The organism is Enterococcus sp. DIV0170 (assembly GCF_051710765.1).
Lineage (GTDB): Bacteria > Bacillota > Bacilli > Lactobacillales > Enterococcaceae > Enterococcus_A > Enterococcus_A raffinosus.
Genome location: NZ_JBIOLG010000001.1, coordinates 2737212 through 2752318 on the forward strand (window position 1 = coordinate 2737212; position 15107 = coordinate 2752318).

The following is a 15107-nucleotide window of genomic DNA, read 5'->3' on the forward strand; positions in this document are numbered from 1 at the left end:
TAACTTACTAAGATTTTTAACTCCATAATATCCCTTACCATGACAGTCATTTTTTATTAAGGATATTGAGTTTTTGAGGAACTTATGTAAATAGGGAAAAACAATCGTCCCATTTCTTAAAACAAAAGTCATTACCGGAGGGATTTTTTATGACTAAGAATAAAGTTATAGGTACTTCAATTGGAATATTTACGATCATTCTCATCCTTCTCTACACTTTAAAAAATACTGTGCTCTCAAACGTAACCATAAATTACATTGGCATCATCATGGCTCTGATTCTTATTATGAATGCTCTGCTTGTCTTGATTCTAGTTCCAAAAGACCATGGTAAATTATTCGTATCTAGACCTATAGGTTACGGCTTAACAATAAATCCTAGAAGTCCACTAGGCCTACTCATCTATGCCCTCTTGATTATTCTTGTTTATTTTATTTCTATTTGAGACACTTCTTTCTCCTTGTATATCTACTAATTTCAGTACGTTAGTTTTGTTCCGCTACTAATAAAACATTCATTCACTTTTACACCAATTTTACTTGCTCGGCTGTATCAGATCTTGCATACTTAAATTAGGGGTGATTAAAATGAAAGCACGACAACTATTACCTATCATAGCTATTTGGTGGATTGCCATAGCCAGCTGTGGAATGATCACAGGAATCGCCATTACGAACAACTTAAAAGACAAAGAGAAAACCCGTAAAGACTCATGATTATGAGTCTTTTTTTACTTGATATCTTCCCATAACATACTTTTTTGTATATTGCCTTCACTAATTCTTCGTACTACAATTACTATTATTAGTAATTAAATACAAAGGGGGGGTACTATGTTTTACATCGGAATTTTTCTATTTTGTCTATTAGCAATAAATTTTTTTTATAGGGTAATAAATTTATTCATAAAGATTAATAAACAAGCATTTTCTGAAAATACTAAACACACTTTTAGATGCAGCTCTTGTGATCAGAGCTATTCCTTATTGGGACCTGAAGCCCGAAAACTCATAAAGGGAGCAGTACGTATTAACAAATCTAGTCCTAAAAATCAAACAACCTTTTATAAATTTTCTTGCCCTTCTTGCGGTAAATATTCAAATCAAGAAAAATTATTTGATTTGAATGCTACCAAAGCATTAGGGAACGTAAGAATTCAAATGGACTCCTACCAACTCCCCATTCTTATTGATTTTTTACTAAAAGGTCTATTACCCATATTAATTTTTGCTCCTTTTTTGAGGTTCTTCACTCGATAGATAAAACTGCATACAAAATCCAGTTTTTATGAACGCTCATGTAAGCACTGTCACAAAATCATTAACATCTCCTAACGACAAACTAAAGGAACAACCGTATTATAAAAAGCACAAAGTTGCTACTGTAGCTTGCATTAATAAATTGATCAAGTCCCTTTATGCAATGGCTTTAAAAGGAACTGTCTATTAGTATCCACAGAATAAAAAATTGACCAACTAACTATTCATTTACTTATATAGTCAAGTAGCCGTAGCTAAATTTTTTCACAAAGCTGAGGTTTATTTAATGTGTACTTTTTATAATTATTTTCAAATAGAATTGCTCAATAACCGTATAATTGGTCCTCCGGCCTTATTTCAATTATTCACCCACCAGTGTAAAGTATTTTTAAGGAGGTTATTATGACTAATTCAGTAAATGTTTTTAATACAGAAATAAATTATCAGGCCCCGGTTACTGCTCATGAGACTATCGAAATACATGCCAGTAAGAAAATCATCATGTCAATTTTGACAAATATTTTAGAATGGCCCACCTGGCGTCAAGATATTAGTAATGTACAGTTATTATCTATCGACAATAACATTCGTATTGGTACTGATTTTGAGTGGAAATCTAATGGTTTAAAATACAACTCTCAGATTCATACTTGCACAACTACTTTATTTGGTTGGACTGGAAAAACAATTGGTGCATACGCCGTCCATAATTGGAAGTTGACAACCAATAAGTCAAGCACCACAGTTGAGGTATCCGAATCATTGGAAGGCTTGTCTATAAGATTAATGAAACGCAAGATGCAATCCGAATTACCACTTTTACTAAGAAAGGACTTACACGACCTGAAAATTCAATGTGAGAAAATTGATGAGGAAGTGAAAAATGACTGAAATTATATTATCTATCCGTTTTCTCTTAGAAGTAGTAACTGTACTAGGGATACTAAGCGGACTTTTCATTAAGAAAGAAATTTATATTAAAATACTATTTTTAATACTCAGTATTTTAATTACACTGATATGGGCTCGCTATGGTGCTCCAAAATCTCCCCACGTTCTTACCGGATTAAACAAACTTATGTTGGAAATTTTTGTTTATAGTGTAGGGAGCATTTCGTTTTATAAAATCTTTGGTTTAAAAATAGGTTTGCTATATATTGTTATAGCAATGATAAATTTATTATTCATGTATTTATTTGCACTACAGGGAAAGTAATCTTTCCTTTTTTTTCACTTGACTCGTAGTAGGATAGCCCCAACTACAAGAGCTCTTCTACTTAAATTCTCCTGCCAGAAGAAATTTCGCACTCCTAAATGTATGACTTATTCATCAATTTTAAAAATTTTGATGAAAAACATTTTAAATGACTATAGAATGAATGTAGGGAATGATTGGCCAATCTTCCAATAATATATTTGGAGGAACCTATATGAATTATTCAGTTGAATCACTACCATCAAGAAAAGTATTTTACAAACGTCGAGTGGGTGCTTATGGACCCGAAAACTATGCTTTAATGAATTCTGTAAAGGCTCTTTTGAAAGAAAAAGACCTCTTCTTGGAAAATACAGTTATCTACGGTATTGCATTAGATGATCCAAATAAAGTCTCTGCAGAACATTGTCGTTATGATGTTGCTGTAGAGTCGGATACTGCCATAACAAACATGGACTCAAGAGAATTGGATTCAGGAAAATACGCAATTTTCCAAATCGACCATACTAGCAACGCTGTTTCGGCTTTTTGGAATACCTTTCCTTCTTTATTAAGTCAAGATTCTTATACAATAGATTTTTCTAGACCTATTTTAGAGAGGTATAAAATTCGTTTAATCAACGATGGACGATGCGAAATGCTAGTACCAATAAAATGAAATGATATTTATGTAGAGAATCTTTCATAGATTCTCTTTCTATTTGACAGACCCACATTCGTTAGCTAGCTTTATTTTCTCTTTAACAGTCGAAATTCTTCATGGTATACTTACTCAAAAAGTGGAGGTTGCCTATATGAAGCTAAGTAATTCATTTGAAACATTTGCAAAAGAAGCGCCTGAACATCAACAAGCTTTTGGGCAGCTAGTACAAACTTGGGGTGATATTAGTGCCTTGGATGATAAAACCAATCATTTATCTTATCTAGCTGTCCTCGCCGCGACAGGGAAAACAAGCGGAATTCCCTTTCATGTTATGTTGGCAAAAAAATCTGGAGCAACAAAAGAGGAAGTCATTAGTTCTATTTTAGTTGGCCTACCTGCCGTTGGAAATGAAGTTATTAATGCATTGCCCGCTGCAATTGAAGCCTATGATATAAATGAATAATTAAATGTCTAACAATTTAAAATAAAAATTGTTAGGCATTTTTATTTGATTAAACATCAATTTAATCACTTCAATTTTAAAATTCTCTTTATAAATAATATTTTCTCGTTCACGAACTATTTGAGCCGTTCGCGGTTGACTCAACGACCTTTTTTGCTAAAATCAACCTGTCTAGCCATCTAGCGGAAACTAGTGGTGATCAATGTTAAAGGCGGCCAGTGATTGGCTGCCTTTTGAAATCGAGGTATTTTATGTCTATCGAAGAAGCCATCCTACTTGATACGTTGCGGTGCAGGCTGAACTTCCTGCGAACAAAAAAAGACTACTCTAAAGAGCACGTCGCAAACCAACTAAACCTTTCATTAGAACAATACGAAAATTATGAAGAAGGCGAAGTGTTACCTACTATTTTCGAATTGATTGACCTTTCAATTCTTTATCAAGTCACTTTGGATTACTTAGTAGGGAGAACAGAGGAATAAACTAGTCCCTACCCTTTTTTTACATTAAATTAACCGTTACTCAACATTCAGAGACTATACTATAGTTAAAGAAAGGAGGCGGCTACTATGACAGAGATTTCCCCAGAGATTCGACAGCTTTGCGTACTCTTTAATACCAAATTAAATCGATTTCTCGTCTACGATAAAAATATCCCCCACGAATTTGCGATTGGCATTACCATCGAACAAGCCATCAAAAAACTGAACATCGCTTCTTAGGACAACTACTGATTTTCAGTAGCTTTTTATTTTCTTCTTACAACCATCTGCAATCAATAAACTCTCCCATTACTTCCATTTAATAAATCCCTCTCAGTCTTACAAAACTGTTCGTTTCATTTCGGACTTTAGATTGATTTTTAACCCTTCATTATTAGGTATCCTTTTTTTTGGAAGGAATGATTGATATGAGACGCATAATTGGTTTTTTATTCCCAGTATTTGTAGTCTGCGGCGGTGCATGGTTTTGGTACGATCATAATTATGGAACCACGGATTACTATACGAAAATAGTTCAGGAAGGCAAACGCGTGGATATCGGCAGCGGCGGTGGAATGGATCAGTATCGATACAGTTATCATCTCCCTAGTTATACGAAAGAGAATCATGAGAAAACACTCTCTTTTAACTCTGCCAAGGATAAAGAGTTAAAACCAAATTCATATCTAGTTTTACACGTGAATGATAAAAAAGGCGTCATGGGCTGGGAAGAAGTAAACGCTAATGATGTTCCTGCCCCTGTGTTGCATTCGTTGGATAAGTAGCTTTTATTTAAATCTCAATTTCTTATAAAATGACAGGGTATTTATTGCGTATAATGGTTGAGCGTAAAGCACAAAATAATTTGGGCTTTGCGCTTTTTTAGTACGATCAATTTTTTATATAACTATTCGATTTTTGAAATTATCACCTTTTTATGTAACAGCTTCGGTTACTGGATCTTTTAAACATATGCTTCAATCTCTTTTTCCCCAGTTTTGTCATACATTCAATGTAGGCAAATTTTCTTGAGCTTACTTCCTATAGTTCTTTTTCAAACGCCTCTTTCGTCAACATTACATCCTCCTACAGCGTTGTTTTGGGCAAGTGGTTCTGCTATACTGCTAGTAATTTCTTGGTTCTATTATTGCCGATAAAGTGAAGCAATTACATAGGATTTTTTCGGAGGATAAAACATGAATTCAACAGTTACTTTCTATGTTACTCGACATGGTGAAACATTACTTAATCAATTACATAAAGCACAAGGTTGGGCGGATTCCCCATTAACTGAAAGAGGAATCCAAACAGCCACACAATTAGGACTACAACTGAAAAATGTCCAATTTTCGTCTGCATTTTCCAGTGATACATCCAGAGCCTTAGAGACTGGAAAAACCATATTAACTGCACATGGGCAAAATGAACTGCAAGTTATTACGGATAAAAGGCTCCGTGAGTGGTGTTTGGGCAGCTGGGAAGCAGAAAATAATAATAAGTTCATTTCCAGTATGATGAATGAATTACAGATACAAAATGATTTTTCAGAACTTAATTTCCGGCTGCCAGAAGTTCATGAGATTATTTATAAATCTGACATAACAGGTATGGTTGAACCGTTTCATATGATTACGGATAGATTGGAAAGTTTTCTCAAAGATACAGGTGATCATTTTATTCACTTGAATAATCCAAGCGTCCTGATCGTTACTCATGCTTTTGCTATTAAAACATTGCAGTATTTGTTTTCAAAAGAAATGTTGCGAAAAAAGCCTAAAATCAAAAATGTCGATATTATTTGTATTAAATGGGATGGGAAAAGTTTTTCTATCCTTCCATGATAAGCTTAGTACGCCTTTGCGACTCAGGGCGATCATGCGAATTATGAAAGGATCTGGAAATATAGCGCAAGATGTTTACAACAGCCAATATGGACGTGTGAAATATATCGAAAAGGATAATGTCACACTACTTACATAGAAACAGAAATGCAGCTATGATCATTTTTGAGATTATTTATGATTATCCTCTCTTATATAAATTGAAATTACCTCCACTACTAGGAGTTCCATTTGCTTGATAACCATAACTACCTCGGATTTTTTGTAACACCATAATGTTTAGCAGCTTTTTCAATTGTTGTTGACAGATACTTTTCTACAATTGGCTGAGTTAGCATATTTTGTATCTACTATTCTTATCTTACAAAACATTACAAGATTGTTCGCAGAATTTCTTAAAACAATAAGATATACTCTTTGAGACGGAATAGTTAAAACGTTTTAATCATTCCGAATATAAAGAAAAAGGAAGTTTTTATGAACAAATTATTTTACAGAGAAGTCAATTCTCAAAAACTAATCATTGCTACTGTTTCTATTGTTTTGGGTTTAGTTCTCCTTCTAGCCAATTTACCCATAATATCAGTTTTCTCTTTACCATTAGCTAGCTATATTGCTTTTGTCAGTACTTTTGGCAAGAAAGAGACAAAATATTTATTTTCAAAACCGGTCAATCCTATAAAAAATACTATCAAGTACTTTATAATAAACTGGGTAGTTAGCATAGGTATTGCACTAATTTTGAAATATCTTTTTGGCTGGAATCTTTCTAGTAATCCAATTAATAACGAAATAACACCTTGGTTATTTCTTATACTTCCTATGAGTTTATTAGGGGAAGAGTTATTTTCTATTTATTATTTATCAGTATTTTCCAGCACTTTTAAATTACCAATAGCTAGTTTACTATCCGCATTAATCTTCGGCGCAGCTCATTACTATGCGTATAATAACGGAAATATTGTTCAAACGCTCGCTCATATTATTTTAATTCAAGGAACTGCACGTATTTTTTTGAACCAAGCGGCGATTAAAAGCAATTCAATTTGGACTAGTTGGATTATTCACGTCTTATTCGATTTTTCTGCAATCCTCTTACCCCTTCTTCTTTCTCATTAATTTATTCAATTTAGACAATCGAATATCGATTGTCTTTTTCTGGTATCTGAAAATTATGGCTCTTCGTCAATGAGTGTTGGTGAAGAAATTCAATAGAATAATCAAGTCATTCACACGGCTAGGCAGCTCTTCTGTCTAGCCGTGTTGTCGTTCTGGTCTTGTTCATTTGGGTGGTTTTCTTGAAATACTTTCCGCGATACAAAAAGATTCGTTCTCGGTAGTTTTGGAAGTTTCTAAAGCCATAGGCCATTCGTTTTAGTACTTTGATATGGTTGTTCAAACATTCCAGTGGCCCGTTGGAATAGGGAACCCGCAACGCGCGTTTGATTTCTGTTTGGTACTTTTTGAAGGTCGTAATCACTGGTTGGTAGTGTTCTGGTAACTCTTTGTAATTTTCCTTTAAAAGCTTCGTGAAATCAGGAACATCTCGTCTTCTGATAGCGGACAGAAAGTGCTGATAGACTTCGTAGCCTTGCTTTAAGGAGTCATCGTAAGACAACAGGCGATCGACGATTTCTGCTTCCGTTAGATGTGCCCGAAAAGAAGGTCGCCAGTAGCGGTGTCTCCCCTTCAATTCCCACGCATTCTTCTGAAGCAGTTTCCAGTATTTCTTTAAATGTTTTGATCGACTGTCGCCCTTTCTAAAGGACTTCATTATCTGAATTCGGTGATTGGTAAATGCTCGGCCAATGTGTTGACTGATATGAAAGCGATCGGCGACGATTCGGGCATTCGGAAAACAATCTTTCACCAATGTACGATAAGGTGTATAGAAATCTGAAACAACCAAGCGTACCTGTTCCCGTACCTTTCTGGGATAACGCAAGAAATAGTCGCGTAAAGGATCGAGTTGACGATTTTCCACAATGTCGATCAGTTGATGGGTTTTGCCATCCATCATGACAAAGCTCATAGCACCCGAGACATTTTTCACTGATTTGAATTCATCAAAACACAACACTTCTGGCAGTGGCTGGTTCAAAGAAATGGTTTTAGGCCGAAGGCTGCGAAGGATCCGAATAACCGTTGTTGGAGAAACGTGTTTCATGCGTGCAATCAAGGACATAGAAAGAGGCTCACTTAATAGTTCGAGAACGGCTTGTTTGACTCTGCGGGCAATGGAGCAGTGACGATCACTAACCGAATCTTCGGCTAAAAAAGTTTTTCCACAGTGTTTACACTTAAAGCGTTGCTTGTTTATCCGCAGAATCGTCTTGTAGTTACTGACGTCATTTAATAGGATAGAGACTTTCTTCCAGCCCCATTTAATGATCGTTTGATCATTTTCATAGCGGCAATGAAAGCATTCCTCTGGTCGATAGGTTAATGTGCCATCAAAAACAAAACAGGTCTCGTCCTTGATTCGCTCTTTGCGAAAGGCATTCTCATGAAAGGTAAGATTTAGGTCTAGAATATCTAGTAACTCTTTGGTAAACTCTGAATAGGACATCTTGAAACACTCCTTTGAATGGTTTTCGTCGACTTTATTCTAAAGGATTTCAAGGTGTCTGTTTGCGTTTATTAAAAAAAAGAAAAAGTGTTGGCAACAGAAGGTGTCACCAACACTAGATATTATAGAGCCAAAATTATTCGATTGGCGTGCATAACATACCTGCTATCAAAACAAAAAAGAGCAAAAGGCCTCAGCCTTTTGCTCTTTTTCCTCTTTCAATTAAACTTCAAACTGCACGCGACGGTAACGGATGATTGCTGCTGCCATCAAACCAAGACCGATTACGATAAAGGCAATGATACCCATTCCACCAGTTGATGGTAATGTGCCGCCTTTAGAGCTGTTGGCAATTGGTAGTGCTGTCGCATTATTGTAAGAATCTTTGTCAATTTCAAAATCAACGTCGTCTGTTAATTTTTGGAAGCCGTTAGGCGCTTTTACTTCTCGTAACATGTAGTCGCCGTATTCTAGACCAGTTACTTCAAATGCACCATTTGCATCAGAGATAAATTTAGTCGCATTTGCGTAGTCTTCGTTTGCTGCTACTTGTGTCCAAGTTTTAGTGTTTGCACTTTCTGTTAGATAGTGTTCTACACCATTAATTTCTCTGATAACAACGAATTCAGCACCCGCTAATCCATTTGTTTCACCATCTTCGTGTTTGAAGAATTTCTTACCACCAGTAGTGATTGGATCAATTGGGTCATTTGTTTTCTTGTCATCTTGTCCGCCATCGTGATTCATCGTAACTGAGAATTCGTTGTTGATGTCCAAATCAACTGGTGTTTCATCTGTGAATGAAACGGAGTAGAAGATTTCAATGGTTTGTCCAGCATATTGGCTTAAGTATTGAGCTGTTGTTGGGCCATTCGCACCTGTCAAGTTCATTGCGATATTGAAGCCTGCATAACCTGAGAAATCTGTACCGTCATTCGTATAAGTTGTTGTTGCGTTTGGTGCACTAGTAAAGTCATTAACGTTGATGGCTGTACCGTTCATCAGGATTTGATCAATTCCTTCGAATTTCACGCCTGTTTGGTCAACCGCATCGTTGAATTCTAATTTGCTGTAACGAGGTGTGCCGTTAGCTAAAAGTTCACCGATTTGACTTGGCATAACAAATGACGCACGGTAGTGGATTTGTTGTCCAACTTCAAAGTCGTAAGCTCCTGCAGGGCGTGGTGGTAATGGATCCCCATTTTCATCCACTAATTCTTTCTCAGGATTTTCGCCTTCTACTTTGTTCTTCGGATACAAATGAATTTCTGTCAAATCTTGTCCGCTGCTGCCTTTTAATGGAAGCATCAAGATCAATTTGTAAGAACCAATTTCAACACCTGGAGATGCTTGTTCTTCAAAGAAGTATACCTTGTAAGTACCATCAGCATTTTTTGTTGGTAAGTTAGCAAAGTTTGCCTCACCATCTGCATCGGTTGTTTGATCCGCACCTACTTGTGTTGCATTTGGAGCGTTAGTCAATTCAAAGTTATCCATCACTTGTTTCGCAATTGCATTGTATTGTGCATCTGTTTCGTTCCCAGTCAAACGCGAACGTAAGTCTGCATAGAAATCTTCAGAAATATCCCAAGCCGTAAATGTAATGCCTGGTAATCCTTCATAACGGTCAAATTCTGGCATTAATTCCCCGGTATTTTCAACACTGCTATTCGGAAACTCGTCCATTTTTTTCTTGTGAATCGTTACATTCGCAGAATCAGCTGCGAACGCACTTTCTCCTCCACCTAGCACCCCTGCTAATAGTGGAATCATGCAGAGCAACGTGGTCAATAAAGCAACCCATTTTCTCTTATTTTTCATAATTTTTTTCCCCCTTGTTTTTGTTCAACCCAATTAAACCAACAGACATAAGCAACAACCCTAGAAAACAATAATTACGTATCAACTCATTAGTAGAAGGAAAGCTTTTCGGTCCCTCCCCTCCGCTTGGTGTTCCAATTGTTTTTGGTAAATCTTTCCTTGGTTCTGAGCTATCTGTTATCGGCGGTTCTGTCGATTTAGTTGGCGTAGTAGTAGACGATGATGTCGTCGTTGGTGGTGTTGTCGTAGGCGTCGTCGGAATCTCATCGTATTTGCAATTAAAGAGCAAACTTGTGTATTCGATCTCTGTGCCTTCCAGCAATTGTGGTAAATAGACAACGATTGGCAGCATGTGATATTTTCCTGTCTCCCCCGAAGAAAGAATCAGGTAGGCTGCATTTTGTTCATTTTGATAGCGTGGCAGAGTAATCTTTACACTGCCCGTATCGTCTAATAAAAGCGGTGTTTCAGTAATTTTTTTCATCTGCTCGCTTTTGACAAAGTTGTCCAGTTTCTCTTTTGTGGAATACGTGTTTAAAATGTATTCCTTATCCACCTTCTCATTACTTGCCCGTTTGACCCGCCATTCAGTCAGATCATAAACATCTAATACGATGTTTTCAGTGCCTTCATGCACGAAGCCTTTTTCGTCCCGTGTATTAATCTGTACTTCTACCTGACTTTCCTCTGCAAAAGCAGTAACCCCCAAGTTACAAATCCCCAGAATTAGTCCCAAGAGAAGAATCATTTTTTTCATTACGATCCCCTCCTCTTAGTATGAAGCCAGTAGAGGCTGCCTAGCAGTCCACCTGCTGTTGAAATAACGCCAATGGCTACTTTGAAGAACATTGCGGTACCTGAACCACCTGTTGATGGCAAAGGTCCTTGTCCGCGCTTCCTATTAGTGACAGTTAATTGAATAAGGTTCGGATTTCCTACCCCACCTGATCCGCTGACACTTGAATTCGGCTGAATTGTGACATTCCCTGTTTGCGAAATACTGACTCTGACTGTTCCACTCATTCCTTGATACCCATTCGGAACGACTGTTTCAGATAGACTGTATTCACCCGGTCGTAAACCGGTAAATTCAAAGTTTGGTCCGCCTGCTTTGGTTTCATCGTAATTTGTTCCGATCAACCTAAAGCTGGCACCTCTTAGTTCATTGCCGTCTTGATCTACTTTTTTGATCTTCAATGTGAAATCAGCCAATTTATTGGTCACTTTGTATGGCGATGATTTGCCATTCAAGGTAATCGTCAAAGCTGTTCCAGCAGCATTTTCCACCGCTCTTAGTTCGATATCCGCCATTTTTTCATGCCCTGCCGGCACATAGGTTTCCTCTACAATGAAGTCACCCATTGGAATATCCGTGATCGTCACTTGACCATTTGCATCTGGTTCAAGATCGGTCGCTAAGACTTTGCCATCTGACTTACGTGTCACAGAGAATTTCGGTTTATCTTTCGTAAATGGTGTCTTTCCATCGTTGCCGTATTTGCAGATCACGGCTTTTCCTGTCAGCAGCTTATTGGTCAACTTAATACCGCCTGTCGGAATTGTTTTCGCCGTAAAGCTAGTCCCATAATTGTAGGTTGGCTTGGCATAGCCTATCGTCCGTGATTCTTCCACCACTCGATAGGTCGCATTGCCACCTTCAACGCCTTGGAATACCCCTTTCCAATTGTCGATCGGTGTCAGCGTCAATGTCTCCACATCTTGCCAAGTACTGCCATTTTGTTTCTGCAAGGTGACCCTTACATAGCTGGTTCGTAATCCCCAATAATTATCTGTTCCTTTAAATTCATCCGACCAGAGTTTCTCCACCGGAATCTCAAAGTCCTTCGATAGCTTATTGGTCACTTTGTAAGGCGATGATTTGCCGTTCAATGTAATGTTCAAGCCTGTTCCCGCACTATTTTCCACCGCTTTAAGCGCTATGTCTTCCATCTTGCTGTAGCCATCTGGTACATAGGACTCTTCCACGATGAAGTCACCTAGCGGAATATCGGTAATCGTTACTTGACCATTTGCGTTCGGCTCAAGATCAGCGGCTAAGACTTTGCCATCTGATTTGCGTGTCACTGTAAATTTCGGTAAATCTTTGGTAAATGGTGTTTTCCCATCTTCCTTGTACTTACAAATAACTGCTTTCCCCGTCAGCAATTTATTTGTGAGAATAACTCCTTTGCTCGGTACTGTCTTGGCTGTAAATTCATCCACATTAGAAGTCGGCTTCGCGTACCCTGTTGTTCGAGAAGCCTCAACGACCCTGTAAACATTGCTACCGCCTATCGCTGTGAACTCGTCACGCCAATTGTTCGCTGCATTCAGCGTCTTCGTTTCAACATCAACCCATGAGTTTCCACTTTTTCTTTGTAAAATAACTTTGACACTGTTTCCTCGAAGTCCCCAATAATCCTCTGCGTTCTTAAACGAATCTGACCATTTCTTCTCAACTGGAACCTTGAACTCTTTCGACTTTCCTTTGACTGAAGGTACCCCAAATTCTAATTTCACATCTGATTGTTCTGGGGTCGGTAGCAACGTCGTCTTCCCATTTGTCTGATACCACTTGCCGCCTTCGTATTCATCAAGTTCGGTCTTCAAGCGAAGTTTGTAGTCTACTTGAATCTCTTGATTCCCGTACAAGTTAATGTTATCAACTGTGATCTTGTTATTTACGACCTTGGGCTCATTTGGCAATTTACTCGTCTCAATCGCTGGCACACCAGACTTTTTAATCTCTTTGACAGTCGGTTTTCCAACTAGCTCAAACATATCGCCGATTGGATCCTCGATAACCCCTTTATCAACTGTTTGAATGACCGATGTGAACCAATCCTCAAAGGAAAGATCAAAATCGCCGGTAGTGTTCGCATGAAAGAACTGATAGTCACTTTCTTGATCACCCGTAGCATTGGATTTCTTTGATGCCATCTTATACAAGCCTCTGACTAACTCCGATGTTGGATGCTCCTCGGAATCAGAATAGATATTTTTGATATTGATCGCGATTGAATAAATTTCCATCCCTTGGTTTTTAATATCTGCGGCAGTAGAGTTCGCTGGCGATAAATGACTGTAAATCCTACGTTTAGTGCCTGGAATTGGATACCCATTTTTAATTTTTGCCGGATGACTATACCCACTAGTTAAAGTCGAACCCAATTTGTCACCAACCGCAATATTGCTATAACTATCAAAGTGTAATCCATCATAGTAAATGTTTGGATCAACAGTCGCTGATTTCGGAATTGCACTATAGTTAGGTGCTCCATCGGTCAAAAGGAAAATGACTTTACGTCGATTTGATCCACTCGCATTATTTAACATTGTTTGTGCATTCATTAACGCTTTTTGTGTGTAAGTATTTCCTTCCGCTGTAAGTCTGCTGTAAGTATTTACTAAATTTTGCCAATTAGATTCGTTACTGGAAAGTGCTACGGTTGCGTTAGGATATTTGGTTTCTTCAGAAGAAGAGTAAATCACTCCACCGATTCTTAGGCTGTCTGTCTCTGGTTCAGCAGCTTTAAACTTATCAATTAACTTCTGTAAAGAGTTGACTGCTAATGTCTTTCTCGATATACCACCAATATAGCCTTCTTTTTGTTTCATTGATCCAGAATCATCTAGTACAAAACAAACATCTACCCCAGGTTTGGCAATCGTACTTCCTCGAACATTTAAGCGAACGTCGAATTCATCTTCTTTAGAGGTTTCACTTGCATATTTACGTAGTGAAATATTTGGTTTTGATTTCTCAACACCGTATTTGATATAAGAGTTCGTATAGTTATCTGGTGTAACACTCCATTGGGTTAAACCATCCCAACCACTTTCTCTCTCATAACCACCTTGATGATTTCGCACATTCGATTGTCCAGTTGGCGTCCAGTAGCATGTAGGATAAAGACCGTTATTATTTGTATAGACTGGCGCCTTATTGGTATATTTTGGTGGGTCCATCTGAAGCAAGCCATTATTCGGTACAGCCGTTGCCAATACCGTTGCTGTTTCTTCTGGTTGCGGCGGTCCGATAAAATCTTCAGAGCTGGTTTTGACCGCAGCTTTACTTTCAGAAGTTTCGGTTTCTTCCTTTTCATCTTTTGTATCGTTCACTTTTAGAACAAAAGGCTCTTTGACATCTAAAATATTTTCTTGTGTTTTAGTGTCCTGCTTGTCAGAAAGAGTCTGCTCGTCCATCTGAACGTCTAAATTGAGTTTTTTTACTGATTTGGGCAGCTCAAAAACAAGTTGCCCTTCCATTGAGGATGAATAGTTTTTTTCAATTAACCATTCATCTTTTTCGATCATGTCATCAATAGTTGGATAGGTTATCACCTTTCCTTTCTCATCGGTTACTTTCAATTTGAGCCGTTGCTCTTTATCACTTTCTTCGCTTTGCCTGCTAAACGTGATTCGCCAACGAGTCGATTCTTCTTTTGTTTCATAGTCGTAAGAGACATTCAAAAATTTTTCGTCGATCAATTCTGTTTTGGTCGTCTCAGCATGTGCTGTAACGAATGATGGCAGCGTTTCTGTGATAAAAGAAAACAGCAGAACAACTAACATGAGTAAGTGCTTCTTTTTCATTTCATATTTTCCTCCCTTCATTCCTTTTTTCACCCACTCTCCCTTCCACGTAACAATATGATAACTGATATCATTTTCTTCCGCTTATTGTGATTTTTTATAATATTTTGTTATTCAATTCGGATATTTTGTGGTTGTTTTATCGCTTTTTATGATTTTTAGTGTTATTCCATCCAATTTTTTAATTTGAAATAAAGAATAATAAAGTTTGAATGT

At 37.5% G+C, this 15107-nt stretch carries 16 protein-coding genes; 12 read left to right on the forward strand and 4 right to left on the reverse strand.

Annotated features, from left to right (window positions below; translation table 11 throughout):
- The first annotated feature begins 149 nt into the window (after positions 1-149).
- The 12 genes from IGI50_RS13160 to IGI50_RS13215 all read left to right on the forward strand — a co-directional run bounded on the left by IGI50_RS13160 (position 150) and on the right by IGI50_RS13215 (position 7024).
- Positions 150-446 carry a hypothetical protein gene (locus IGI50_RS13160; RefSeq protein ID WP_438777252.1) on the forward strand — a complete coding sequence of 99 codons (297 nt, stop codon included), beginning with the start codon at positions 150-152 and terminating at the stop codon, positions 444-446.
- Positions 447-588: 142 nt separating this feature from the next.
- Positions 589-717, forward strand: coding sequence for a hypothetical protein (locus IGI50_RS13165; protein ID WP_438777253.1), 129 nt, complete (start codon positions 589-591; stop codon positions 715-717).
- Between the two features lie 117 nt (positions 718-834).
- Positions 835-1260, forward strand: coding sequence for a hypothetical protein (locus IGI50_RS13170; RefSeq protein ID WP_438777254.1), 426 nt, complete (start codon positions 835-837; stop codon positions 1258-1260).
- 402 nt (positions 1261-1662) lie between these two features.
- Entirely contained in the window at positions 1663-2151 is a 489-nt protein-coding gene (locus IGI50_RS13175) for a hypothetical protein (RefSeq protein WP_438777255.1), read from the forward strand.
- Positions 2144-2476, forward strand: coding sequence for a DUF2568 domain-containing protein (locus IGI50_RS13180; RefSeq protein ID WP_438777256.1), 333 nt, complete (start codon positions 2144-2146; stop codon positions 2474-2476). The genes IGI50_RS13175 and IGI50_RS13180 overlap by 8 nt, the downstream gene beginning before the upstream one ends.
- Positions 2477-2690: 214 nt before the next feature.
- A complete protein-coding gene (locus tag IGI50_RS13185; protein ID WP_438777257.1) occupies positions 2691-3134 on the forward strand; it encodes a GyrI-like domain-containing protein in 444 nt (147 codons plus the stop codon).
- Between the two features lie 136 nt (positions 3135-3270).
- On the forward strand, positions 3271-3582 hold the full coding sequence (locus IGI50_RS13190) for a carboxymuconolactone decarboxylase family protein (RefSeq protein ID WP_438777258.1): 312 nt from the start codon (positions 3271-3273) through the stop codon (positions 3580-3582).
- 251 nt (positions 3583-3833) lie between these two features.
- Entirely contained in the window at positions 3834-4064 is a 231-nt protein-coding gene (locus IGI50_RS13195; RefSeq protein WP_438777259.1) for a helix-turn-helix domain-containing protein, read from the forward strand.
- 87 nt (positions 4065-4151) lie between these two features.
- Positions 4152-4304 carry a hypothetical protein gene (locus IGI50_RS13200; protein WP_438777260.1) on the forward strand — a complete coding sequence of 51 codons (153 nt, stop codon included), beginning with the start codon at positions 4152-4154 and terminating at the stop codon, positions 4302-4304.
- 188 nt (positions 4305-4492) lie between these two features.
- Complete coding sequence (locus IGI50_RS13205) at positions 4493-4849, forward strand: YxeA family protein (protein ID WP_438777261.1); 357 nt, start codon at positions 4493-4495, stop codon at positions 4847-4849.
- A 411-nt stretch (positions 4850-5260) separates the two neighbouring features.
- Positions 5261-5905, forward strand: coding sequence for a histidine phosphatase family protein (locus IGI50_RS13210; protein ID WP_438777262.1), 645 nt, complete (start codon positions 5261-5263; stop codon positions 5903-5905).
- 477 nt (positions 5906-6382) lie between these two features.
- Entirely contained in the window at positions 6383-7024 is a 642-nt protein-coding gene (locus IGI50_RS13215; protein ID WP_438777263.1) for a CPBP family intramembrane glutamic endopeptidase, read from the forward strand.
- A gap of 118 nt (positions 7025-7142) precedes the next feature.
- Here the strand turns inward: IGI50_RS13215 and IGI50_RS13220 are convergent, their stop codons facing one another.
- The 4 genes from IGI50_RS13220 to IGI50_RS13235 all read right to left on the reverse strand — a co-directional run bounded on the left by IGI50_RS13220 (position 7143) and on the right by IGI50_RS13235 (position 14891).
- The gene (locus tag IGI50_RS13220; RefSeq protein ID WP_218257583.1) at positions 7143-8474 is read right to left on the reverse strand and encodes an ISL3 family transposase; all 1332 of its coding nucleotides are present in this window, start codon (positions 8472-8474) and stop codon (positions 7143-7145) included.
- Positions 8475-8696: 222 nt separating this feature from the next.
- The gene (locus tag IGI50_RS13225) at positions 8697-10295 is read right to left on the reverse strand and encodes a SpaH/EbpB family LPXTG-anchored major pilin (RefSeq protein WP_438777264.1); all 1599 of its coding nucleotides are present in this window, start codon (positions 10293-10295) and stop codon (positions 8697-8699) included.
- Complete coding sequence (locus tag IGI50_RS13230; RefSeq protein WP_438777265.1) at positions 10285-11052, reverse strand: hypothetical protein; 768 nt, start codon at positions 11050-11052, stop codon at positions 10285-10287. Before IGI50_RS13230 ends, IGI50_RS13225 begins: the two co-directional genes overlap by 11 nt.
- Positions 11052-14891 (reverse strand): SpaA isopeptide-forming pilin-related protein, encoded by a 3840-nt coding sequence (locus IGI50_RS13235; protein WP_438777266.1) that lies wholly within the window; start codon positions 14889-14891, stop codon positions 11052-11054. The genes IGI50_RS13230 and IGI50_RS13235 overlap by 1 nt, the downstream gene beginning before the upstream one ends.
- Positions 14892-15107 lie beyond the last annotated feature (216 nt).

Bases quoted from the DNA above. Each gene is read 5' to 3' on its own strand.
- IGI50_RS13195 (WP_438777259.1), top strand. From the start codon at position 3,834: ATGTCTATCGAAGAAGCCATCCTACTTGATACGTTGCGGTGCAGGCTG.
- IGI50_RS13190 (WP_438777258.1), top strand. From the start codon at position 3,271: ATGAAGCTAAGTAATTCATTTGAAACATTTGCAAAAGAAGCGCCTGAA.
- IGI50_RS13215 (WP_438777263.1), top strand. From the start codon at position 6,383: ATGAACAAATTATTTTACAGAGAAGTCAATTCTCAAAAACTAATCATT.
- IGI50_RS13165 (WP_438777253.1), top strand. From the start codon at position 589: ATGAAAGCACGACAACTATTACCTATCATAGCTATTTGGTGGATTGCC.
- IGI50_RS13235 (WP_438777266.1), bottom strand. From the start codon at position 14,891: ATGAAAAAGAAGCACTTACTCATGTTAGTTGTTCTGCTGTTTTCTTTT.
- IGI50_RS13220 (WP_218257583.1), bottom strand. From the start codon at position 8,474: ATGTCCTATTCAGAGTTTACCAAAGAGTTACTAGATATTCTAGACCTA.
- IGI50_RS13175 (WP_438777255.1), top strand. From the start codon at position 1,663: ATGACTAATTCAGTAAATGTTTTTAATACAGAAATAAATTATCAGGCC.
- IGI50_RS13225 (WP_438777264.1), bottom strand. From the start codon at position 10,295: ATGAAAAATAAGAGAAAATGGGTTGCTTTATTGACCACGTTGCTCTGC.
- IGI50_RS13160 (WP_438777252.1), top strand. From the start codon at position 150: ATGACTAAGAATAAAGTTATAGGTACTTCAATTGGAATATTTACGATC.
- IGI50_RS13210 (WP_438777262.1), top strand. From the start codon at position 5,261: ATGAATTCAACAGTTACTTTCTATGTTACTCGACATGGTGAAACATTA.
- IGI50_RS13230 (WP_438777265.1), bottom strand. From the start codon at position 11,052: ATGAAAAAAATGATTCTTCTCTTGGGACTAATTCTGGGGATTTGTAAC.
- IGI50_RS13205 (WP_438777261.1), top strand. From the start codon at position 4,493: ATGAGACGCATAATTGGTTTTTTATTCCCAGTATTTGTAGTCTGCGGC.
- IGI50_RS13200 (WP_438777260.1), top strand. From the start codon at position 4,152: ATGACAGAGATTTCCCCAGAGATTCGACAGCTTTGCGTACTCTTTAAT.
- IGI50_RS13185 (WP_438777257.1), top strand. From the start codon at position 2,691: ATGAATTATTCAGTTGAATCACTACCATCAAGAAAAGTATTTTACAAA.
- IGI50_RS13180 (WP_438777256.1), top strand. From the start codon at position 2,144: ATGACTGAAATTATATTATCTATCCGTTTTCTCTTAGAAGTAGTAACT.
- IGI50_RS13170 (WP_438777254.1), top strand. From the start codon at position 835: ATGTTTTACATCGGAATTTTTCTATTTTGTCTATTAGCAATAAATTTT.